21 protein-coding genes are annotated in these 21,316 nt (G+C 69.1%); 19 read left to right on the forward strand and 2 right to left on the reverse strand.

Annotation, left to right across the window (positions count from 1 at the left end; translation table 11 throughout):
- Positions 1-43: 43 nt before the first annotated feature.
- From E0E18_RS11295 to E0E18_RS11375, 16 genes are all read left to right on the forward strand, one after another.
- A complete protein-coding gene (locus E0E18_RS11295; RefSeq protein WP_161972284.1) occupies positions 44-370 on the forward strand; it encodes a helix-turn-helix transcriptional regulator in 327 nt (108 codons plus the stop codon).
- Positions 371-459: 89 nt separating this feature from the next.
- Complete coding sequence (locus E0E18_RS11300; RefSeq protein WP_130840884.1) at positions 460-1,944, forward strand: D-alanyl-D-alanine carboxypeptidase; 1,485 nt, start codon at positions 460-462, stop codon at positions 1,942-1,944.
- A gap of 3 nt (positions 1,945-1,947) precedes the next feature.
- Positions 1,948-3,594 (forward strand): hypoxanthine phosphoribosyltransferase, encoded by a 1,647-nt coding sequence (gene hpt, locus E0E18_RS14400; RefSeq protein WP_318552403.1) that lies wholly within the window; start codon positions 1,948-1,950, stop codon positions 3,592-3,594.
- Between the two features lie 93 nt (positions 3,595-3,687).
- A complete protein-coding gene (gene ftsH, locus E0E18_RS11315) occupies positions 3,688-6,177 on the forward strand; it encodes an ATP-dependent zinc metalloprotease FtsH (RefSeq protein WP_130840886.1) in 2,490 nt (829 codons plus the stop codon).
- 80 nt (positions 6,178-6,257) lie between these two features.
- The gene (folE, locus tag E0E18_RS11320) at positions 6,258-6,836 is read left to right on the forward strand and encodes a GTP cyclohydrolase I FolE (protein ID WP_066589515.1); all 579 of its coding nucleotides are present in this window, start codon (positions 6,258-6,260) and stop codon (positions 6,834-6,836) included.
- Positions 6,836-7,744 (forward strand): dihydropteroate synthase, encoded by a 909-nt coding sequence (folP, locus tag E0E18_RS11325; RefSeq protein WP_130840887.1) that lies wholly within the window; start codon positions 6,836-6,838, stop codon positions 7,742-7,744. The genes folE and folP overlap by 1 nt, the downstream gene beginning before the upstream one ends.
- On the forward strand, positions 7,737-8,123 hold the full coding sequence (folB, locus tag E0E18_RS11330; protein WP_066586817.1) for a dihydroneopterin aldolase: 387 nt from the start codon (positions 7,737-7,739) through the stop codon (positions 8,121-8,123). Before folP ends, folB begins: the two co-directional genes overlap by 8 nt.
- Positions 8,120-8,662 carry a 2-amino-4-hydroxy-6-hydroxymethyldihydropteridine diphosphokinase gene (gene folK, locus E0E18_RS11335; protein WP_110482048.1) on the forward strand — a complete coding sequence of 181 codons (543 nt, stop codon included), beginning with the start codon at positions 8,120-8,122 and terminating at the stop codon, positions 8,660-8,662. The genes folB and folK overlap by 4 nt, the downstream gene beginning before the upstream one ends.
- The gene (locus E0E18_RS11340) at positions 8,659-9,213 is read left to right on the forward strand and encodes a DUF3180 domain-containing protein (protein WP_419866052.1); all 555 of its coding nucleotides are present in this window, start codon (positions 8,659-8,661) and stop codon (positions 9,211-9,213) included. Before folK ends, E0E18_RS11340 begins: the two co-directional genes overlap by 4 nt.
- A 10-nt stretch (positions 9,214-9,223) precedes the next feature.
- Positions 9,224-10,243 carry a DUF6779 domain-containing protein gene (locus tag E0E18_RS11345; protein WP_130840890.1) on the forward strand — a complete coding sequence of 340 codons (1,020 nt, stop codon included), beginning with the start codon at positions 9,224-9,226 and terminating at the stop codon, positions 10,241-10,243.
- The gene (locus tag E0E18_RS11350; RefSeq protein WP_237559756.1) at positions 10,240-11,256 is read left to right on the forward strand and encodes a Rossmann-like and DUF2520 domain-containing protein; all 1,017 of its coding nucleotides are present in this window, start codon (positions 10,240-10,242) and stop codon (positions 11,254-11,256) included. The genes E0E18_RS11345 and E0E18_RS11350 overlap by 4 nt, the downstream gene beginning before the upstream one ends.
- A 43-nt stretch (positions 11,257-11,299) precedes the next feature.
- Complete coding sequence (panC, locus tag E0E18_RS11355; protein ID WP_237559757.1) at positions 11,300-12,226, forward strand: pantoate--beta-alanine ligase; 927 nt, start codon at positions 11,300-11,302, stop codon at positions 12,224-12,226.
- Positions 12,227-12,236: 10 nt separating this feature from the next.
- Positions 12,237-12,656: an aspartate 1-decarboxylase gene (panD, locus tag E0E18_RS11360; protein WP_066586826.1), complete on the forward strand. Its 420-nt coding sequence runs from the start codon at positions 12,237-12,239 to the stop codon at positions 12,654-12,656.
- A 194-nt stretch (positions 12,657-12,850) separates the two neighbouring features.
- A complete protein-coding gene (locus tag E0E18_RS11365) occupies positions 12,851-13,366 on the forward strand; it encodes an RrF2 family transcriptional regulator (protein ID WP_237559758.1) in 516 nt (171 codons plus the stop codon).
- Between the two features lie 5 nt (positions 13,367-13,371).
- Entirely contained in the window at positions 13,372-14,586 is a 1,215-nt protein-coding gene (locus E0E18_RS11370) for a globin domain-containing protein (RefSeq protein ID WP_130840896.1), read from the forward strand.
- Positions 14,587-14,628: 42 nt separating this feature from the next.
- Positions 14,629-15,192: a GNAT family N-acetyltransferase gene (locus E0E18_RS11375; RefSeq protein ID WP_130840898.1), complete on the forward strand. Its 564-nt coding sequence runs from the start codon at positions 14,629-14,631 to the stop codon at positions 15,190-15,192.
- A 56-nt stretch (positions 15,193-15,248) separates the two neighbouring features.
- On the opposite strand, the gene E0E18_RS14405 is transcribed toward E0E18_RS11375, so the two are convergent.
- Positions 15,249-16,985 carry a MerR family transcriptional regulator gene (locus tag E0E18_RS14405; protein WP_130840900.1) on the reverse strand — a complete coding sequence of 579 codons (1,737 nt, stop codon included), beginning with the start codon at positions 16,983-16,985 and terminating at the stop codon, positions 15,249-15,251.
- Between the two features lie 291 nt (positions 16,986-17,276).
- On the opposite strand from E0E18_RS14405, the gene E0E18_RS11385 reads away from it, so the two are divergent.
- Complete coding sequence (locus tag E0E18_RS11385) at positions 17,277-17,681, forward strand: hypothetical protein (RefSeq protein ID WP_066589523.1); 405 nt, start codon at positions 17,277-17,279, stop codon at positions 17,679-17,681.
- 92 nt (positions 17,682-17,773) lie between these two features.
- On the opposite strand, the gene E0E18_RS11390 is transcribed toward E0E18_RS11385, so the two are convergent.
- Positions 17,774-17,968 carry a DUF4177 domain-containing protein gene (locus E0E18_RS11390; protein WP_110482033.1) on the reverse strand — a complete coding sequence of 65 codons (195 nt, stop codon included), beginning with the start codon at positions 17,966-17,968 and terminating at the stop codon, positions 17,774-17,776.
- 144 nt (positions 17,969-18,112) lie between these two features.
- On the opposite strand from E0E18_RS11390, the gene lysS reads away from it, so the two are divergent.
- Both lysS and E0E18_RS11400 read left to right on the forward strand, forming a co-directional pair.
- Positions 18,113-19,717, forward strand: a complete 1,605-nt coding sequence (lysS, locus tag E0E18_RS11395; protein ID WP_066586871.1) for a lysine--tRNA ligase — start codon at positions 18,113-18,115, stop codon at positions 19,715-19,717.
- 161 nt (positions 19,718-19,878) lie between these two features.
- Entirely contained in the window at positions 19,879-21,288 is a 1,410-nt protein-coding gene (locus E0E18_RS11400) for an acyl-CoA dehydrogenase family protein (RefSeq protein ID WP_130840902.1), read from the forward strand.
- Positions 21,289-21,316 lie beyond the last annotated feature (28 nt).

Raw genomic sequence — 21,316 nt, forward strand, 5'->3', positions numbered from 1 at the left:
CGCCCTCCTGCCCCCGGTCGGGCACCGCGACAGGAGCCCGTCGGTGGCGGCGATCCTCCGTGACGACGCCGAGGGCCACCAGACCCTGGCCACCTGGTCGCGGAGGCTCGGTCCGGACACGCCGGAACTGGCACGGCTGTTCCGGCGTGACACCGGGCAGTCCTACCGGGAGTGGAAGGTGGACCGGAGGATGACGGAGGCCAGGGCGCTGCTGCGGGACCCCGGAAGGTCGGTTGAACAGGTGGCGTCCGCCGTCGGGTACCGGTCCGCAATCTCCTTCAACAGGGTGTTCCGTGCCCACCACGGCATGACACCCGGACAGTTCCGCCGCGACCGGCTGGCCCGCAGCCTGTTCGAGGCGGTCGAGTGAGCGCCGCCTGAGTCGGATACAGTGTCGGTGTCAGAAGTCGGCGCCGGTGGCACGGCACCCGCCGGCACGGTACCGAGGAAGCGGAGCAGATGGGCGGAGACGGCAGCAGGGGAACCACGGCAGGTTCCGGACGGCCGGCGCCGCAGCTGAAGCGCTGGGTCATCTCCGTCATAGCCTTCACCGTGGCGGCGGTCGTGGTCGTCACCGCCGCCCTGGTGGTCAGGGACCGGACGATGACCAGGGTCGCCGCCGTCGCGGAGATTCCCGCCGCCACGGCTGTCGTACAGGCGGCCCCGCCGGCCGCAGACTCCGGCGGGGACGAGCAGGACGCCGCGGAAGTCGGGGACGCCGCCCGCATTCTCTCCGGTCCGTCCGGGGACGCCGCGCTGGGCAGGCTGAGCGGCCGTGTCACCGACGTCGCCACCGGGCAGGAGATCTGGGCGTCCTCCCCGGACACCCCGCTGGTGCCTGCCTCGGCGACGAAACTCGCCACCGCCACCGCAGCGCTGCTCACCCTGCCCTCCGACGACCGGGTGCCGACTTCGGTGTACCGCGGCACCGTCCCCGGGCAGGTCGTCCTGAAAGGCGGGGGTGACGTCACCCTGCAGCGAACCCCGGGATCCGGCTTCTTCACCGGAGCGGCGTCCCTGTCCGACCTGGCCGCGCAGGCGGTCACGGCGTCCGCCGGTGTGCCGGTCACCTCCGTCGTCGTCGACAACTCGGTGCGCGAGGGTGACCTGTTCAACAGGACCTGGTCCACCGACGACGTGGCGGCGGGCAATGTCGCACCGCTCGGGGCGGTGATGGTCGACGCCGGCCGTCTCGACCCCGCCGACAACTACTCGCCACGGTCCGGTACCCCCGCCGCGGACGCCGGACGCGCTCTCGCTGAGGCGCTCGGCGCGGACGCCGCGGCAGTGACCGTTTCGGACGCTCCTGTGGCGGTGGACGGTGAGGCTCTGGCGACAGTCTGGTCGGCTGCCCTGCCCACCCGTCTGCGCGACATGATGCTGCACAGCGACAACCTTCTCGCGGAAGCTGTCGGACGGGAGGTCGCGGCGGCCCGGGGCCTGCCGCAGACCTTCGACGGGGCGACACGGGCCGTCCTCGACACTCTCGGTGACCACGGGATCCCGGTCGGTGACGCTGTCCTCGCCGACTGCTCCGGGATGAGCGGGGACAACCGACTCACCGCACGGATCCTCGACAGTCTCCTGGCACTGGCCGCCGGTGCGCCCGGGGACAGCGGGGGGGACAGCAGCGGTGAAGGCGCCGGCGGCGGCGAAGACGGCGCCGGCGGCACTGCGGAACTCCGGTCCCTGTTCGACGCTCTGCCGGTCGCCGCCGCCGACGGCACTCTCGCAGACAGGTACCTTCCGGGCTCCGGGGCGGAGACCGTCGCAGGCAGGGTCAGGGCCAAGACCGGAACGCTCGACGGTGTCAACGCGCTGGCGGGAACCCTGACAACCGACACCGGCCGGGTTCTCACCTTCGCCTTCCTCTCCAACGGCTCGCAGCCGGACGCCGGGCGCGCCGCCCTCGACCGTCTCGCCGCGGCACTGCGCAGGATCTAGGCCGTGGCAGCGCGACCGGGACCCCGCACCCTCGCCGTCAGGCACTCCCTGGCGTCCTTCCTCCGGACCAGCGGACTTGGGGAGGGTGACGCCGTGGTGTGCGGTGTCTCCGGGGGCGGGGACTCCATGGCGATGGCGGCGGCCTGCGTCCACGCGGGACTGGACGTCACCACCGTGACCGTCGACCACCGTCTCCAGCCGGGGTCGGACAAGGTAGCCCGGGACGCGGCCGCCCGCTGCCGGGAGCTGGGCGCCAGGGCCGAGGTCGTCACCGTCACCGTCGCCGGGGCGGGGGAGGGGCCGGCCAGGACCGCACGCTACCGCGCCCTCGGCCGGGTCGCGGCGGGGCGTCCTGTCTTTGTCGCCCACACCGCCGACGACGACGCCGAGGGACTGCTGCTCTCACTGACCCGCGGGTCAGGGACGGGCAGCCTGGCAGGACTCCGGGAGATGTCCCACCGGCACCCGGTGGTCGACGCCGGGGCGTCCTGGCTGGGACGCCCGCTGCTGGCCGCCACCCGGGCGGACACCCGCGGCAGCTGCGCGGAACTGGGCATCACCGTCTGGGACGACCCGCACAACCGGCACCCCGATATCCTGCGCTCCAGGGTCAGGAACGAACTGCTGCCCACGATGCGCGACGTCCTCGGCCCGGCGACGGACCATGCCCTCTCCCGGAGCGCACGACTGCTGCGGGAGGACGCCGACCTGCTGGACTCTCTTGCCGCCCGTGCGCTCACCGGTGCCGGGACAGTCCCCGGGGACCCGCTGCCCGTCTCTGTCGTCGCCGAACAGCCCGGACCGTTGCGACGGCGGATGTACCGGCACTGGCTGACAGGGACCACCGGCGCGCTGGCCTCCGGACACCTGTCCCGGATCGACGCGCTCGTCACCGGCTGGCACGGCCAGGGGCCGGTGGCGGTCCCGTGGCCGGCACCGTACGCCCCCACCCTGCGCCGGGCACGGCACCACACCCCGGCGACTACAATTGACCTGTCACAGCAGCGTGACACCCATCGACTGGTGGTCCGCCGGCGCAGTGGCGTGCTGGAGACCGCATTACTGAGGAGAGAGAACCGGATGCAGGTCGACATGCCCGCACATCCTTTCGGCGACGACATCACGAAAGTCCTCATCGACGAGGCGACCCTGCAGTCCCGGGTGCGGGAGCTCGCGGCGGAGGTCAGTGAACGTCACCGGGACGCAGCGGACGACCTCGTCCTCGTCTGCGTACTCAAGGGCGCGGCAATGTTCATGTCCGACTTCTCCCGCGCGCTGACGGTGCCGGCCCAGCTGGAGTTCATGGTGGTCTCCTCCTACGGGTCCGGCGCTGAATCCTCCGGGGAGGTGACGGTCGTCAAAGACCTCACCACCGACATCTCCGGACGCAGTGTGGTGGTCGTCGAGGACATCATCGACTCGGGCAGGACCCTGTCCTGGCTGGTGGAGGAACTCAGGTCCAGGGGTCCGGCGAGCCTGGAGATCGTCGCACTGCTGCGCAAACCTGACCGTGTTGTCGTCGACGTGGACTGCGACTGCCTCGGATTCGAGGTCCCCGACGAGTTCATCGTCGGCTACGGTCTCGACTACGCCGAGCGGTACCGCACCCTTCCGTGGATCGGGGCGCTGCGGCCGGAAGTCTACAGCTGACCGGGGGCACCGCCACGGTCACACCGGAGACTCCCGGGGCAGGGCGCGGTCGGCGGAACGTCACGGCGCCCGCTGCGATACTCTGGTGAGACTATGACTAAGAAGAAGGTCCTGCGGATCGCCGCGGTCATCGCCGCGGTCCTCGTCGCCATCTACGCGTTCAGCGTCCTCACCGATTCGACCCGCGGGTACTCCGACGTCGACACCTCCGTCGCAGTCAGGCAGCTCGACGACAAGAACGTCAGCGAGGTGCAGATCAACGACCGTGAGCAGCAGCTCCAGATCACACTGAAGAACAAGATCAGTGTCGACGGGGACGACGACGTCGAGAAGATCATCACCCAGTACCCTGCGCGGGCGGCGGACACGATCTTCGACAAGGTCCAGGCGTCCGGGGCGGACAAGTACCAGACGAAGGTCACCGAGGACAGTCTCCTCGGGTCACTGCTGGTGATGCTGCTGCCGGTACTGCTCATCGGTGGTCTGCTGCTGTTCTTCCTCACCCGCATGCAGGGCGGGGGAGCGGGCGGGCCGTTCGGCATCGGCAAGTCGCGGGCCAAGGAACTCAACGTCGACAACCCGGACACGACCTTCGACGACGTCGCCGGGGCGGACGAGGCGGTCGAGGAGCTCGACGAGATCCGCGACTTCCTGCAGAACCCGGGCCGCTATGAGCAGCTCGGGGCGAAAGTGCCCCGGGGCGTCCTACTCTACGGTCCTCCGGGTACCGGCAAGACCCTCCTGGCCCGTGCGGTGGCCGGTGAAGCGGGCGTGCCCTTCTACTCGATCTCCGGGTCCGACTTCGTGGAGATGTTCGTCGGTGTCGGCGCCTCGCGGGTCCGTGACCTGTTCAAGACGGCAAAAGAGAACAGTCCCTGCATCATCTTCGTCGACGAGATCGACGCTGTCGGCCGTCAGCGCGGCGCCGGGATGGGCGGCGGACACGATGAACGTGAACAGACACTCAACCAGCTGCTCGTCGAGATGGACGGTTTCGACGACCGTGAAGGTGTCATCCTCATGGCCGCGACGAACCGTCCCGACATCCTGGACCCCGCACTGCTGCGCCCCGGCCGTTTCGACCGGCAGATTCCGGTGGGCAACCCCGACCTGGCCGGGCGGGAACAGATTCTCCGCGTCCACGCACGCAACAAGCCGCTCGCCCCTGACGTGGACCTGAAGTCCCTGGCCAAGCGGACAGTCGGCATGTCCGGTGCGGACCTGGAGAACGTGCTCAACGAGGCGGCACTCCTCACCGCCCGTGTCAACGGCAACGTCATCACCGCCGACGCGCTGGAGGAGGCCACCGACCGGGTGATCGGCGGCCCCCGCCGCACCTCCAAGATCATCTCGGAACAGGAGAAGAAGGTCACCGCCTACCACGAGAGCGGTCACACCCTCGCGGCCTGGGGCATCAGGGACATCGAACGGGTGTACAAGGTCACCATCCTCGCCCGCGGCAAGACCGGCGGGCATGCGATGGCGGTGCCCGAGGACGACAAGGGCATGTACACCCGGTCCGAGCTCTTCGCCCGGCTGGTCTTCGCCATGGGAGGACGTTCCGCCGAGGAACTCGTCTTCGGCTCGCCGACCACGGGGGCGTCCGCGGACATCGAGCAGGCGACGAAGATCGCCCGGGCCATGGTCACCGAGTACGGGATGAGCCCGCAGCTGGGTGCGGTGAAGTACGGGGAGGAGCAGGGTGACCCCTTCGCCGGTCGCGGCGGTCAGGGGACCCTCGACTATTCGCCGGCCGTGGCCGCGACCATCGACGACCAGGTGCGGACCCTCATCGAGAAGGCACACGTGGTCGCCTACCGGATTCTGCGTGGTCACCGTGACCACCTCGACACCCTGGCGTCCCGTCTTCTGGAGAAGGAGACCCTGCGACGCCCCGATCTCGAGGCGATCCTCGGTGAACTGGATCCGGTCGCGGTCGAGGACATCTTCGACGGCCAGGACCGGGACTTCCCCCGGGACTACCGGGAGCCGGTGAAGACCCCCACCGAACTCGCCCGCGAACGTGGTGAAGAGCCGCCGGAGAGGCCCGACTTCTACTCTGAGGCCAGGAAGGCACGGATGGAGCGCAGGAAGGCCGAGCAGGAGGCCAGGCGGGCAGGTGCGGACCAGGGGCAGGACAGCGGCGAGGCTCGACGCCTGCCCGGCTTCCCGCCGCAGGAGGGAACCGGAACCCGCAGGTGGGGTGCCCGGTCGGACCCGCAGGAGCACCGGCGCGCCGGGCATGACCATCTGTGGGGCGGCCAGGACCGGGTGGATCCCCCCGGGGATCCGGTGGACGGCCGTTCCGGTCCGCCCCCTCACCCGGGTGAGGTGAACTACGGTCCCGGCGACGGTGCCGCAGACGGTCCCGTGTCCCCTCCGCTGCCTCCGGCAGGGGAGATGCGGGGGTTCCGGCTGCCCGACAATGAGCAGCCCGACAATCCGTGGACCACGGATGACGCCCCCACGGGACGCCATTCGCGCACCGACTCCGGTGGCAGCGGCAACCCCGACGCCGGCAACAGCAGCAGCAACAGCGGCAACAGCAACAGCAACAGCGAGGACAGGGACGGGCAGCGTTGAGTGCCACAGATTCCACCGACACACCGGACAACGTCCCGGACAAGGACGACGACCGGGGCACCGACCCGGTACGGTCACTCCTGACCGGCCGGCCTTTCGACAGACAACGTGCCGAGGCGGCGGTGCGCGAACTGCTCATCGCCGTGGGGGAGGACCCGGACCGTGAGGGCCTGCAGGAGACACCCGCCCGGGTGGCCCGCGCCTACCGGGAGATCTTCGACGGCCTCTACCGGGATCCCGCCGAAGTACTCGCCAAGACCTTCAACGAGGACCACCGGGAACTCGTCCTCGTCAAGGACATCCCCATCTACTCCACCTGTGAGCACCACCTCGTGCCGTTCTACGGGCACGCGCACATCGGATACATCCCCGGCAGTGACGGCACCGTCACCGGACTGTCGAAACTGGCCCGTCTCGTCGACGGTTTCGCCAAACGGCCCCAGGTGCAGGAGCGGCTCACCAGCCAGGTGGCGGACGCCGTGTCCGGCCGCCTCAGGGCGTCCGCGGTGATAGTCGTCATCGAGTGTGAGCACCTCTGCATGGCGATGCGCGGCATCCGTAAGCCGGGTGCCACCACCGTCACCTCCGCGGTACGGGGAGGGTTCCGCAGCGACGCCCGCACCCGTGCCGAGGCGATGTCCCTGATCCGGGGGCACTGATGCAGGCTCCGGCCTCACGGACGCTGGTGATGGGGATCCTCAACGTCACCGGGGACTCCTTCTCCGACGGTGGTCTCTGGAACTCCCCCGACCGGGCACTCGCCCACGCCAGGGAGATGGTGGGCGCCGGGGCCGACATCATCGACGTCGGAGGTGAGTCCACCCGCCCCGGCGCGACCAGGGTCGACGCACGGACCGAGCGTGAGCGGGTCGTCCCCGTCATCGCCGCACTGCACTCACAGGGCATCCGCACCAGTGTCGACACCATGCGAGCCTCCACCGCCGCTGCCGCCGTGGAGGCGGGCGTGGACATCGTCAACGACGTCTCAGGGGGACTGGCGGACCCCGACATGTACCGGGTCGTCGCGGAAGCCAACCGTGACCGGGGACCCGGCCGGCCCGTGGACTACTGCCTCATGCACTGGAGGACCGACCGTTTCGGTTCCGCCGCCGGCCGGGCCGACCACGGGGGAGACGTCGTCGCCGACGTGCAGTCGCTGACGACGGAACTGTCGGCGGCGGCGGTCGCCGAGGGTGTTCCGGCCGAGCGCATCATCCTGGACCCCGGGATCGGATTCGCCAAGAACGCCGAAGACAACTGGGCGCTGCTCCACGCCCTGCCCGGGTACGTCGCAGGGTGGTCCGCGGCAGGCTACCGTACACTTCTCGGGGTGTCCCGTAAACGCTTCCTCACCGCGCTGAGGCCGGGCCCGGACGGTCGACCAGGTTCCCCCGTCTCCGCCGACGACGCCACCGCCGCAGTGTCTGCCCTGGCCGCTTCCGCCGGAGTATGGGCTGTGCGCGTCCACGATGTCGCCCCGTCGAGGGCCGCGGTGGATGTCGCCCGGGCGGTGGCCCTGGGCCACGGACCGGACGTCCCGGAGGGATGGAGGGCACGTCGTGGCTGACCGTATCGAGCTCGACGGCCTGGAGGTGTACGGATACCACGGGGTCTACGACTTCGAGCGGGAGAAGGGGCAGAAGTTCATCGTCGATCTGGTGGTGTGGACGGACTTCCGCGCCGCCGCGGCCACCGACGACATCGGCCGCACCATCTCCTATGTCGAACTGGCGGACATTGCCGTGGAAGTCGCCGCCGGACCCTCACTCAACCTCATCGAGACGTTGGCGTCCACCATCGCGGACCGCATCAACGGACTGGACGGGGTGTACGCCGTCGAGGTCACCGTCCACAAGCCGGACGCCCCGATCCACCACCCGTTCACGGATGTCCGGGTCGTCGCCAGAAGGTCGGCGGCCGGTGCGGGAGCGGAGAAGCGTCGGTGAAGGCCGTCCTCGCGTTCGGTGCGAACCTGCCCGGTGACCTCGGCGACCCGGTGGCGCAGATCGCGCGCGCCGCACGGTCGCTCGCGGAGTCGCCGGGGATCACCGTGACCGCGGCGTCCGCGATGTACGCCACGCCGCCCTGGGGTGTCGAGGACCAGGCGGAATTCCGCAACAGTGTGCTCGTCGTCGAAGTCGATGAGGCACTGTTCTCGCCGCTGGACCTGCTGCACCGCTGCCAGGACGAGGAGAAGGCGGCGCACCGGGTGCGTCACCGGCACTGGGGTCCCCGGACACTGGACATCGACCTGATCTCGCTGTGGAGCGCCGGCGTCGAGATCCACAGCGGAGGTCGGTGGGGTGCAGAGCTGGTCCTCCCCCACCCGTGGGCACACGCCCGGGCGTTCGTGCTGGTCCCGTGGAATGACGCCGATCCGGCGGCCACGCTGGACGGACAGCCGGTCGCAGGTCTCATGGCGTCCTGCCCGGCCGGTGATCTGGCGGGAGTCCGGGCGCTGCCCGACGTAGCATGGGCACCGTGAACACATCGGACACCGGACGTGCGGGAGGCGCCGGAGACGGCGGGGGTGACCGCGGCCCCGGTCTGGCACTGACCCCCGTCAGTGCCCTGCTGACCGCCGCCGCCGGCATGGCGCTGGTCATCGGGGTCGCGGCGGTGTTCTTCTACGGCGACTTCCCGCCGGCGCGGGTGCGCAACTCGGTCGCGCTCTGGGTGTTCGCCGTCGTCGCGGCTTTCACCGCGGTCGCGGTGCGCCGTCGTATCGCCGACGGCGAGGTGGGTCTGGACCGGAGCCAGATGTCGCCGGTGTTCATCGCCCGCGCCGCGGTACTGGGTAAGGCGTGCTCCTGGCTCGGTGCGTTGGTGGGTGGAGGTTACCTGGGGCTGACGGTCTACGTCCTCATCCGGTACCCGTCTCTTCTCGCCGCCCAGGAGGACGCCCCGGGCGCACTGGTGTGCACAGCCGCAGGAGTATGCGTGGCGGTTGCCGGGGTTGTCCTGGAACGTTGCTGTCTGGTCCCTCCGGGCGACGCGGACCCTGACGGTCGTCGTTCGGGAGCACAGGCCATGTAGTGTTGGCTCCATGAGTTCCGCGTATCCGTCTCCTGATCTGCACCGGCTTCCGGACCCGAACAGCGCACAGACCACCCGGGCACCCGGTACAGGGTGGAAGCTGCTCATGTTCCTGCTCCTGGCACTTGCCCTGGCGGCGACCGTGATCATGTTCTTCGTCGACAACGACTTCTGGATCAACATGGCCGTCATCGCGGCACTGTGGGCCGCGTTCATCGGCGCTGTCCTGGTGTTCCGGTACTCAGGCGCTCTGGGGGAGGAGACCACCCGCTCGGAGGAGCGGGATGCGCGTCGTCTGGCGGAACTGGACGCCGAGCGTGCCGAGCACCGTCGCCGGGAGGCGGAGCTGGAGAAGACTCTGGCACAGAGCGCCGCCGACGGTTCCCCGGCCCGCGACGAAACCCTTGAGTCCATCCGTGCAGAGTTGGCGGCCCTGCGGGCCCAGCTCTCCGAGCTCTCCGGTCTGGACCTCAGTGAGGACCAGGTGGCTGTGCGGGCCAGGGCGGAGCGGATCATCGAACTGGAGCGGCGCTCGGGGGAGACTCCTGCCCCGGGGACTCCGGAGGGAGCCGCCTCCTCCGCCGCCCCTGTCCCATCTGCCGCACCCGAGGTCTCCGGTGAGGACCGGGGTCCCGGCGCGGCACCTCACCAGGGCGCCCGGCGCGGTGGTTTCGCCACCGGGACATTCTCCGCGGTGAACTGGGCGGGGGCGGACTCGGAGGAGACGAGCATGATCCCGCTGGTCGTCGACACCCGGGACATTGACCGGGACCGGCCTGCCCCGTCGGCACCGGCTGAGTCCCCGGCACCGGCCGGGCCGACTGCGGAGACGTCCGGCATCCCGGCCGCAGGCGGTTTCCCCGCCGGTCAGGCCGGTGGGGCGGAGGACTCCGGACAGGCTGGACACCACCGTCGTACCAGGGAGGTCGAGGACCCCCACGGTCGTCGCAGGGCCGATGAGCGTGCCGGCGCCGGCGGGTCGGTGACCGTGGCGGAACTGATGGCACAGCTGAAGAAGAACGCCAGGTGACCGGAACAGGCATCAGAGCACCACACCCCGACCGACAGGAACCACGCCTGTCGGTCGGGGTCATTTCCGCAGGTGCGGTGGGCACAGCGGTCGCAGAAACTCTCCTGCAGGCCGGCCACCACATCCACGGTGTGGTCGCACCGTCGCAGGTGTCCCGTGACCGGGTCGCACAGCGGCTCCCCGGGGTGGACGTGACGGATGTGGGGGACGCCTCCCGTGCGGCACTGGTCGTCCTCGCCGTCCCCGACACCGTCCTGCCCGGGGTTGTACGTCAGGTCGCGGAGGTCACCCGCCCCGGCCAGATCGTGGTGCACACGTCCGGGGCGTCGGGTTGCGGCGTCCTCCAGCCGGTCACCGACACCGGCGCCCTCCCACTGGCACTGCACCCCGCGATGACCTTCACCGGAAATGCTGAGGACGCCGCCAATCTCGTGGGATGTGCCTGGGGCGTCACCTCGGACTCGGACACCGGTGCCGCTGTCGCCGAACTGCTGGTGAATTCCTGCGGTGGGGTGGCGGTCCCGGTCGCGGAGGAGAACCGTCCGCTCTACCACGCGGCAATGGCGCACGGTGCCAACCACCTGGTCACGCTGGTGTCTGAGTCTCTGCGCATGCTTGACCACGCCCTGGCTTCCCCGGACACGGAGGGAGTGCCCGGTGACGGGGGAGCGGGGGCGGTCGGGACAGACCGGCCGGGCAGAGCGGGCAGGGTGCCCGTGGATCCGGACTCTGCCGTCCTGCTGCGCCGTATCCTGCCCACGGCACTGTCCAATGCGCTTGACCGGCGTACCGCGGCGTTGACAGGCCCTGTCGCCCGGGATGACGCTGAGACGGTGCTGCGCCATCTCCGTGCGTTGGACGACATCGGCACGCCGGAGCCGGTCGACGGCCCGGGGAGCCTCGACGGTGCCGGTGGCCTGTCCGGGGCATACCGGGAGGCGGCCCAGCGTACCGCCCGTGCACTCGGCTCCCTCAATGTGGAGCGGGCACTGGACGGGGACTACCCTTATTGATCCGTCACAGGACCACACACTTTTTCGCGAAGGAGCGGCAACGGTGAGTTTCACCCCCGGCCAGGCCACCGTCTACACGGGTATCGAGGAGATCGGGGAGCTGACCCGTGCCATGCGCAAGGTCGGGCGTCCCGTCGTCCTGGTCCCCACCATGGGGGCACTGCATGAGGGCCACATGGCCCTGGTCCGCACTGCCCGACGGATCCCCGGCGCCCTGGTGGTGGTCTCGGTGTTCGTCAATCCGCTGCAGTTCGGGGAGGGGGAGGACCTGGACTCCTACCCGCGCACCCTCGACAGCGACGTGCAGAAGCTCCGGGCGGTCGGGGCGGATGCGGTGTTCGCACCAGGTGCCCGGGAGATGTACCCGAACGGTCCCCGAACTTCGGTGCACCCGGGGCCGCTGGCGGAGATCCTGGAGGGGGCCGTGCGCCCGGTGCATTTCGCCGGTGTGCTGACGGTGGTCAACAAGCTGATGCACGTCACCAACTGCACCCACGCGGTCTTCGGTGAGAAGGACTACCAGCAGCTGATCCTGGTCCAGCAGATGGTCACCGACCTGAATCTGGGGGTGCAGGTCCACGGTGTCCCGGTGGTGCGTGAGGCGGACGGTCTGGCGAAGTCTTCGCGCAACGTCTACCTGTCGGAACGGGAGCGGGAGCTGGCGGTGACCCTGTCCGCCGCCCTGACCGCCGGTGCCCACGCCGCGGAGGACGGTGCGGAGGCGGTGCTGTCGACCGCCCGCGGGGTGCTGGATTCCGTGGAGGGGGTCGAGGTGGACTACCTGGAACTGCGGGGAACTGATCTGGGTGAGGCCCCTGAGGTGGGGGACGCCCGTCTGCTCGTCGCCGCACGGGTGGGTTCCACCCGGCTGATCGACAATGTCGGCGTGCCGCTCGGCACAGGTTTCCGGGGGGCGGCGGAGGGCACGGGTGTCGCTGAGGACGCCACCTCCGGCCGGGTCGGGAAGTAAGGTTGTCCGCGTGTTGCGAACGATGATGAAGTCGAAGATCCACAGGGCGACGGTCACCCAGGCCGATCTGCACTACGTGGGGTCCTGCACGATCGACGCGGACCTCATGGACTCCGCCGACATTCTGGAGGGGGAGCAGATCGACATCGTCGACGTGGACAACGGGGCGCGGCTGACGACCTATGCGATCACCGGGGAGCGTGGCAGCGGCATGATCTCCATCAACGGTGCGGCTGCGCACCTGGTGCATCCCGGCGACCTGGTGATCATCATCGGCTACGGGCAGTTCAGTGCCGCCGACCTGGAGGAGGGGTACCGTCCCCGCGTCGTTTTCGTCGACGAGCACAACCGTCAGGTGACGTTGGGGGATGATCCGGCGGATGTGCCGGTGGGGTCGGGGTTGCTGAACCCACGCTTCCCCTCCCGGTGACCGGGCCGGGTCCGTCGGTGAGGGGCCGGTGGGCAGGATCCGGCGAAATGTGACGGAGATCAATCCTGCGTCCCGGTCGGGCTGCACCACCCCCGGTCAGACCCTGGTGAACATACCCTGACCGGCAGAGATACCGGTTTTTTAAAGGGTATTCCAGATGTACCTTTTCCGTCTGCGGCCCTAGCGTGGGTGGTGTGCACCTCACCAAGTTCGCTGATCTGGGACTGCGGTCCCTCATGATCCTCGGGGACACCGGCGCAGCCGGTGCCACTGACCCGGGGCAGCGCCGCACGGTCGGAGAACTCGCCGTACGTACCGCTGCTCCGGCGTCCCATGTCAGGAAGGTCGTCGCCAGACTCACCGGTCTCGGCGTCCTCGCCTCCGTACGGGGACGGACCGGTGGGGTGTACCTCGCCGAGGGAGCCTGGGACACCGACATCGGGTACCTGCTCCGTGAACTGGAGGGGGTACACGAGGTCGTCGACTGTGACGGCAGGGAGAACGCGGTCGCCTGCCCGCTGTCCTCCCGTGACTGCGCTCTGCGGCACCTTCTCCGTGACGCCCGGGAGCGCTTCTTCTCCACCTTCGACGGTGTCACCCTCGGAGACCTCATAGAACGGACCGGCCCGGCGCACTCAGGCCCGGGCACCTCCGCCCCGGTGCGGGTCGGTCTGCCTGCCCCGCACCCCCCGAACAACCGAAGGAACTGACGACGATGTTCACCGCTGCCGAAACACTCCGCGGGGCCGCCCGCGCCGCCCGTCTCACCCCCGCCCACGAGGCCACGGTGAGGGCCACCCTCCCGGTGATCGGGGCGCACATCAACGAGATCACCCCGGTGTTCTACCGCCGGATGTTCGCGGCCCACCCCGAGCTGCTCCGTGACACCTTCAACCGGGGCAACCAGCGCTCCGGTGAACAGCAGAAGGCCCTCGCAGCCTCTGTGGCGACCTTCGCGTCCATGCTGGTCGACCCGGACGCACCGGACCCGGTCGACATGCTGTCGCGTATCGCCCACAAGCACGTTTCCCTCGGCGTGGTCGCCGACCAGTACCAGATCGTGCACGACCACCTCTTCGCCGCGATCGTGGAGGTCCTCGGTGACGCGGTGACCCCGGAGGTCGCCGAGGCATGGGAACAGGTGTACCAGCTCATGGCCGGGGTCCTCGTCGGAGAGGAGAGCGCCCTCTACGGCACCGCGGGCGTGGAACCGGGAGACGTCTTCCGGGACGCCGTCCTGGTCGCCCGCCGTGACCTCACCGACGTGGTCACCGAGTTCACCTTCGAGGTGCCGGACGCCCCGGGCGCCTTCGCAGCGGCCCAGCCCGGCCAGTACACGTCTCTCGGGGTGAGGCTGGGGGACGGTGCCCGGCAGCTCCGGCAGTACTCCCTGGTGAACTGGGACGGCCGCGGTTTCACCGTCGCCGTGCAACGCGACGGTGAGGTGTCCGGCGCCCTGCTCGACACGATTGAGGTCGGGGACCGGGTGGACGCCACTCTGCCGGCCGGTGACCTGGTCCTCGGTGACGACGACACGGTTCCGGTGGTGCTGGTCAGCTCGGGTATCGGCTCCACTCCGATGACCGGGATGCTCGCTGCACTGGTGGCCGGGGCGGGTGCGAGAGATGTCACGGTGATCCACTCGGACCGCTCCCCGGACAGTTTCGCCCAGGGCGCCGTGACCGTGGGACTGCTGGACGCCCTGGAGTCGCAGGGTTCCACCGTGCGCCGGTACTTCAGCTGGACCGGCCGTGGCCAACGGGTGGTGCTGGGGACACGGGACATCCCGGCCGGCGCTGACTGGTACCTCTGCGGAGGCAACGGGTTCCTGCAGGACGTCCGGGCCCAGCTGGCTGATCTGCCGGAACTGTGCCCGGCGGGGATCCACTTCGAACTGTTCTCCCCGAACGACTGGCTGACGGGTCAGTGAACCGCCCGTGACCGGGGCGGTGCGGGGGTATGCTGACGCTCCATGACCGGTTTCGTCTGGCCCCTCCCGTCCGCCGACGTCGTCGGTGATCTTCCGGGCGGTGCCGTGCTGCGGCTGCGTGCGCCGGTGGACACGGACCTGGAGGGCCTGGTGGTGTCCGGCCGGGATGCGGGATCGCGGCGGTTCACCGGTTTTCCGGAGAACTACACCCGGCGGGACGCTGCCCTGTTCCTCCGGACGATGATGCACGACCCGGGCGCGATGCTGTGGATCGTCGACGACCCGGACCGCCAGGGAGGTTTCGGGGGCACCGTGGAGCTGCGTCTGGTGGAGTTGAACTCCGCCACCGTCGAACTGGGGTACACGACGGCACCTCATCTGCGGGGTCGTGGGCTGATGACTGCGTCGGTGCGGTTGATCTGCGAATATCTCTTCGACTACGGCGTCCACCGGGTGCAGATCCGGGCGAATCCGGAGAACCTCGCGTCCTGCAAGGTGGCCCGCAACGCGGGGTTCCGTCTCGAGGGGACGCTGCGGGACGCCGAGTGTCTCCGGGGGCAGTGGAACGATCTCTGCATCTTCTCACGCCTGGAGGGGGAAGTCTGACGGGACCCGTCCCGGTCCGGAACCTCGGGCCGGACTCCTGAATCCGTCCCCGGAGATCATCTTCCCAGCAGGTAGTGGGCGGTACCTGCAACGGTGGTGTCCTCGTCGCCGGCGAACCTTTCCAGTGCCTCCCGGGCGCCGGCGCCGGGTATGTCGCCGAATGCCTGGACGATGCGGAGGCGGGCGGGAATACCGCTGTCTTCCGCCGTGGTGAGGAGTTTTCCGATGACGGTGCTGCAGGCGCCGGGGTCGTCGCGGACGACCCCGGCGAGTGCGTCCGCCGCTTCCGTGTCACGGATTCCGTCGCGGACCATGCCGACCAGAGTATCGATGACCTTCTCCGGACGGATACCGCGCCGGGCGAGTGCGGTCGCCACCCGTGCTGCGGTGTCAGGGCAGATGTTCTCGTCGGTGTCGCTCATGAGCAGGACATCCTCCAACGCCGCGGTGGCGGCGGGGGCGTCGCTCCCGTCGAGGAGGTCGATGATCCTCCGGTCGGTCACCGGATCTCCCCCGATGCGCTCCAGGAGGTGACAGAGGAGCCCGGGTACCGCAGCCTCCCCGGAACGCAGCAGTGACCACCGCAGTGCTCCGGCGGCGTTGTCGTCGGGTTCCTCCAGGTAGGACGCCACGAGTGCGGCCACGGGTTGCCGGTCCGGAGACTGGATGACCGCGGCCTGCCGGCGGCGGGAGGGGCCCTCGCGCAGAGCTGTCAGCAGAGCGGTGACATCAAGGGCGTCCTTCCAGTCCGTGGGTGTGGCCGCACGGACCTCATCGAGGCGGTCGAGAAGTTCCCGCTCGGCGCGGATCCGGAGGAGGGTCCGCGCTCTGATGTCGTCGAGGACGGAGGCGGCGCTCATGTCGGGGTCGGTCAGGGCGTCCCGTACCTCAGCGAGGCTGAGGCCCAGGGAACGCAGGGCCTCCACCCGCAGCAGCCGGTCGAGGTCGGCCGGTGTGTAGTCGCGGTACCCGGCGGAGGTGCGGTGGGAGGGGGTGAGCAGCCCGGTGCGGTCGTAGTGGCGCAGCATGCGCACGCTGACGCCGGAGAGTTCCGATACCTCGCCGATGCGCATGGGACCGAGCCTACTGCGCCGGCCGTCAGACTCAGGGACGGCAGTGTGTCCTTCGGTCGTGGGTCTGACCGCGGCCGCCTGATACTCCGCGGCCTGATACTCCGCGGCGTCGAAGCTCAGGTCGGCGTCGTCGAGCAGGACCAGGGTGGCCCGGGCGTGGTGGCCGCGGTGGGTGTCGGCGGTGTGAGCCTCCAGGGCAGGGCGGGCGGCATCCCCGAGCAGCAGGAGAGCGCGGGACAGGGACCGTCGGAGATCCCGGTCTCCGCGACCCAACTGTGTGGTGAGACGGTCCGCCAGAGCGGCGCGGTCACCGGGTGGGGCGAGTCCGGCGGCGGTCCGCCAGGCGGTGCGTGCGGTCTCCTCGTCGTCGCTTGTGAGGTGGGCGTCGGTGATGTGCGGCCAGGCGCGGGCGTCCCCGATCTTGGACACTGTGTGGAGTGCCTGGGCGACCGCCTGCGGAACAGGGGAGTGCAGTTCATCGAGTAGCCGGGGAAGCGTGTCCTCGACCGGGTGGCGGGTCAGGGCCCAGGTGAGCATGTCTCGGACGAAGAAGTCCGGTTCGACACGGCACTGTGCGATGAGTGCGGGGAGGTCGCCGGGCCGCGGGTCGGTACCTGCGGCGAGGGTGGCGCGCAGTCGGGTGTCGGCGTCGGAGGACGTGTAGGCACCTGTCAGGCGGTTGCTGTCGGAGCTGGTGGGCATTGTCGTGTCTCTGGTCATGTCTCCAGTGAAGACCCTGTCACGGTGTCAGGGTCAAGGTCAGGGTCACGCTGGGCTTGACCTCATCCCGAGAATGACTAGACAGCTTGGTCTATGTGATGCTACCGTCGTCGACGTTGATCACGAAGCTCACTGAGCGACGCACCTGACCCGGGCCGGAACCCCGGGGCGTCCTCCGGCTCCGGACGGACTGAAGTGACTGGCAACCGTGTCGCGTACATCGGTGCCTCCGAGAGAGATCAGCCCCGCTGGGCGACAGTCCGCGAGGAAACTGCGAAACACAGGAGCATCATGCGTACAACGCACTGCACCCTGCACACTCCAGGACACAGCGTCCATTACCTTCAGAGTCGGCGGATCACCGACTTTGCCCGGCGCTTCCCCGACCGGTGCGTCCCGGTCACCGTCCGTGACCTCGGAGCCGGCTGGTTCGAGATGCCCGCCGAGGGTGGGACCAGGCTCAGCTGGAACCACGACCCCGACCTCGTCACCGACGTCGCGCGCGACTCGGTCTACGGGGAGGTGGTCCACGTCCCCGACTTTGAGGCCCTTGTCCGCTGGGTCGGTGGCAACCGCGCTGCCGGACCTGTGGAGGGATCTGGTACAGTCCTCATCCCCGCCTGGGGTGGCGCACGTCCCTGTCTCACCGTCGACGGATACCGCGGCGTCCGCCAGGAGGCGCGCGATGAGCGGTGAGAGGTCTGCCCCTTTGCAGGCCGCCATGTCCTGCGAATGTGCCGGAGGCGCGGTACGACCGTGCCGCGGGTATCGCGGGGCGGCCCGGACCCTCACTCCCGCTCGAAGACGATGATCACCCCGTCAACGCCGCCTGGCCCCACCCTGCCCTTGACGTCGACCGAGGTCAATGACTTGTAGCGCCAGCCGTCGGCGGCGTGCCTGTTGAGTTCCTTCTCCAGCTTCCTGGCGGACATCTTTCCGCCGATGAGCCCTTCACGCAGCTCCACGACGAGGGTGCCAGACATGGTGTCGTCCTATCCGTCAATGTGATATCGGATTCCGCTGTAAGTTGACATCACTGTTGGTCGAGCGTCGGCCGTGGCGCGGTGGTCTACACCGGTGGACGCGCACTCCGGTGTCCGACCTGCCATGCAGTAGGCTGGGGGACCGTGACTGACGCGAAGCAGACCCCCCAGAGTGCAGATGCCGACGACCTCCCCGAGCAGCTGAAGATCCGCCGGGAGAAGCGTGCCCGCCTGCTGGCGGAGGGGAAGGACGCCTACCCCGTGGTCGTGCCCCGGACCCGCACCCTGCGCGAGATCCGGGATTCCTACCGGGCCCTTCCCGGGGATCCGGAGGAGGCGGCGGCTGTCGCGCGGGTCGACGGGGTGACCTACCTGGAGCCCGGTGAGGAGACCTCCGACGAGGTCGCGGTGGCCGGTCGGGTCATGTTCGTCCGCAACACCGGCAAGCTCTGCTTCGCTACCCTCCAGGAGGGTGACGGTACCCGTATGCAGGTCATGCTGTCCCTCGCGGAAGTGGGGGAGGAGGCCCTGGCGTCCTGGAAGGCGGACGTGGACCTGGGGGACATCGTCTCCGTGCACGGTCGGGTGGTCTCCTCGCGGCGTGGTGAGCTTTCCGTCATGGCGGATTCGTGGGCCATGGCGTCGAAGTCCCTGCGTCCGCTGCCTGTGGCGCACAAGGACATGAGCGAGGATTCCCGTATCCGGCACCGTTACACGGACCTGATCATGCGGGAACAGGCTCGGACCAACGCCCTGACCAGGATCAGGGTCGTGAGGGCCCTGCGCAACGCCCTGGAACGCCGTGGTTTCCTCGAGGTGGAGACCCCGATGCTGCAGACCCTCCACGGCGGCGCCGCGGCCCGGCCTTTCCGGACCCGTTCCAACGCCCTGGACATCGACCTCTACCTGCGTATCGCACCGGAGCTGTACCTCAAGCGCTGCGTGGTGGGCGGCATCGACAAGGTTTTCGAGGTCAACCGGAACTTCCGTAACGAGGGGGTGGACTCCTCCCATTCGCCGGAGTTCGCGATGCTGGAGACCTACCAGGCCTACGGCACCTACGACACCGGGGCGAAGCTCATCCATGACGTGATCCAGGAGATTGCGGTCGAGGTGTTCGGGTCGACCACCGTCACGCTCGTCGACGGCACGGAGTACGACTTCGGTGGTGAGTGGCGTTCGATGGAGATGTATCCGTCGCTCAACGAAGCTCTGGCCCGGAAGTTCCCGGAGCAGACTGTGGTGCCGGAGGTGACCGTGGAGACCTCCGTGGAGGACCTGAAGAAGCTGGCGGACCTCATCGGTCTGGAGGTTCCGGAGAAGGGTGGCTGGGGTCACGGCAAGCTTGTCGAGGAGATCTGGGAGTTCCTCTGCGGGGACCAGCTCTACGGCCCGGTGTTCGTGAGGGACTTCCCTGTGGAGACATCGCCGTTGACCCGTCAGCACCGGACGAAGCCGGGGGTGGCGGAGAAGTGGGATCTCTACGTCCGTGGCTTCGAGCTGGCGACGGGTTACTCCGAGCTGGTCGACCCGGTGATCCAGCGTGAGCGTTTCGAGGACCAGGCCCGGCTGGCGGCCGGTGGTGACGACGAGGCCATGGTCCTGGACGAGGACTTCCTCGAGGCGATGGAGCAGGGTATGCCCCCGACGTCGGGGAACGGCATGGGGATCGACCGGTTGCTCATGGCGCTGACTGGTCTGGGGATCCGGGAGACGGTGCTGTTCCCCATGGTCAAGCCGGAGCACTGACCGGGCCCCGGGGCAGCTCCACCCCCGTCGGGGGTGTCTGGTCCGGTGTGCGGTGCAGCACGATTCGTAGAATTGTGACGCGGATCATGGTGAATGGCTATGATGAAATCATCACTATTCATCCGTCCCTGTCCGAGTACAGCGAAAGGTAGCTGCCCGCCATGAGCGACCGAAGCAAGCGGAACGATTCCACGCCCGGCCTGAACACCATCAAGCGCGACGCCACCGGCGCCGTGATGCGGGTACTCACCCGTTTCACCGGCTCCGAGCTCGCGCAGCGGTACGGCCTCGGCGAGAAGATCGACCGAGTGGCCTACGAATCCACCAGGGGCGGAATGCGCACCCTCGGTGCCATCAACCGCCAGTTCAAGAAGGTCAAGGGATCCGGACGCCCGGTGCGGCTGGAACCGCAGCCCGGTGAAGCCGGAGGAGCGGAGGACGCCGCCAGGCCGGCGAAGGTCCTCTTCGACCTCACCCCGACCGAAGACCAGGAGATGCTGGTCGGCGCCGTCCGCGAGTTCGCCGAGGAGCAGCTCCGGCCGGCCGCCCATGACGCCAACGAAGCCGCCGCGACCTCCCCGGAGGTCTTCGCCGCCGCAGCCGACCTCGGCATCTCGCTGATCAACCTGCCCGAGGAGTACGAAGGCCTCGCCTCCGAATCCTCCGCCACCACCGGTGCCATGGTCGCCGAGGCCCTCGCCTTCGGTGACATGGGACAGGCGGTCGCCGTTCTCGCACCCGCAGGAGTGGCGAACACGATCACCAACTACGGCGACGACGCCCAGCAGAAGACCTACCTGCCGGAGTTCGCCGGACAGAACGTCCCCGTGTCCGCCGTCATCGTCAACGAGCAGCGCGCACTGTTCGACCCCTTCGTCCTGCAGACCACCGCGAAGCGGGAAGGGGACGACATCGTCGTCAACGGGGTGAAGACGATGGTCCCCAACGCCGGCTCCGCGGAACTGTTCGTCGTGGCCGTCGACCTGGACGGGGTGAACACCTTCGTCATCGTCGAATCGTCCACCGACGGCGTCATCGTCGAAGCGGACCCGTCGATGGGACTGCGCGCTGCATCCCTGGGACGGGTGCTGTTCAAGGACGTCCGCGTCCCGGTATCCAATCTTCTCGGCGGGGCGGACCTGGACGCCGACACCAGGGGGGAGAACTACACCGAGATCATCCGCCGGGCCCGTCTCGGATGGGCGGCGCTGGCGACCGGCACCTGCGAAGCGGTCCTCGAGTACGTCAAGCCCTACGTCCTGGAACGTCAGGCATTCGGTGAGCCCATCGCCAACCGGCAGGCCGTCGCCTTCATGGTCGCCAACATCAGGATCGAGCTGGACGGTCTCCGCCTCATCACGCTGCGCGGGGTGTCCAGGCTCGACCAGGGACGCTCCTACAACCGGGAGGCCGGGCTCGCCCGCCGTTTCGCCGCGGACAAGGGAATGCAGATCGGTTCGGACGGGGTCCAGCTGCTCGGAGGGCACGGTTTCACCAAGGAGCACCCGGTCGAACGCTGGTACCGCGACCTGCGTGCCGTCGGTGTCGCCGAGGGCGTCGTGGTCCTCTAGCCCGCACAGTGAACTCCACCGGCACCGC

The sequence above is a fragment of the Corynebacterium neomassiliense genome, from assembly GCF_900626215.1.
GTDB lineage: Bacteria > Actinomycetota > Actinomycetes > Mycobacteriales > Mycobacteriaceae > Corynebacterium > Corynebacterium neomassiliense.

What these genes read in the sequence shown, in the direction of transcription:
- E0E18_RS14405 (WP_130840900.1), bottom strand. Translation starts at nt 16,985, where the DNA reads ATGACCAGAGACACGACAATGCCCACCAGCTCCGACAGCAACCGCCTG.
- E0E18_RS11385 (WP_066589523.1), top strand. Translation starts at nt 17,277, where the DNA reads ATGCGTACAACGCACTGCACCCTGCACACTCCAGGACACAGCGTCCAT.
- E0E18_RS11390 (WP_110482033.1), bottom strand. Translation starts at nt 17,968, where the DNA reads ATGTCTGGCACCCTCGTCGTGGAGCTGCGTGAAGGGCTCATCGGCGGA.
- E0E18_RS11300 (WP_130840884.1), top strand. Translation starts at nt 460, where the DNA reads ATGGGCGGAGACGGCAGCAGGGGAACCACGGCAGGTTCCGGACGGCCG.
- ftsH (WP_130840886.1), top strand. Translation starts at nt 3,688, where the DNA reads ATGACTAAGAAGAAGGTCCTGCGGATCGCCGCGGTCATCGCCGCGGTC.
- E0E18_RS11345 (WP_130840890.1), top strand. Translation starts at nt 9,224, where the DNA reads ATGAGTTCCGCGTATCCGTCTCCTGATCTGCACCGGCTTCCGGACCCG.
- folP (WP_130840887.1), top strand. Translation starts at nt 6,836, where the DNA reads ATGCAGGCTCCGGCCTCACGGACGCTGGTGATGGGGATCCTCAACGTC.
- E0E18_RS11375 (WP_130840898.1), top strand. Translation starts at nt 14,629, where the DNA reads ATGACCGGTTTCGTCTGGCCCCTCCCGTCCGCCGACGTCGTCGGTGAT.
- E0E18_RS11400 (WP_130840902.1), top strand. Translation starts at nt 19,879, where the DNA reads ATGAGCGACCGAAGCAAGCGGAACGATTCCACGCCCGGCCTGAACACC.
- E0E18_RS11370 (WP_130840896.1), top strand. Translation starts at nt 13,372, where the DNA reads ATGTTCACCGCTGCCGAAACACTCCGCGGGGCCGCCCGCGCCGCCCGT.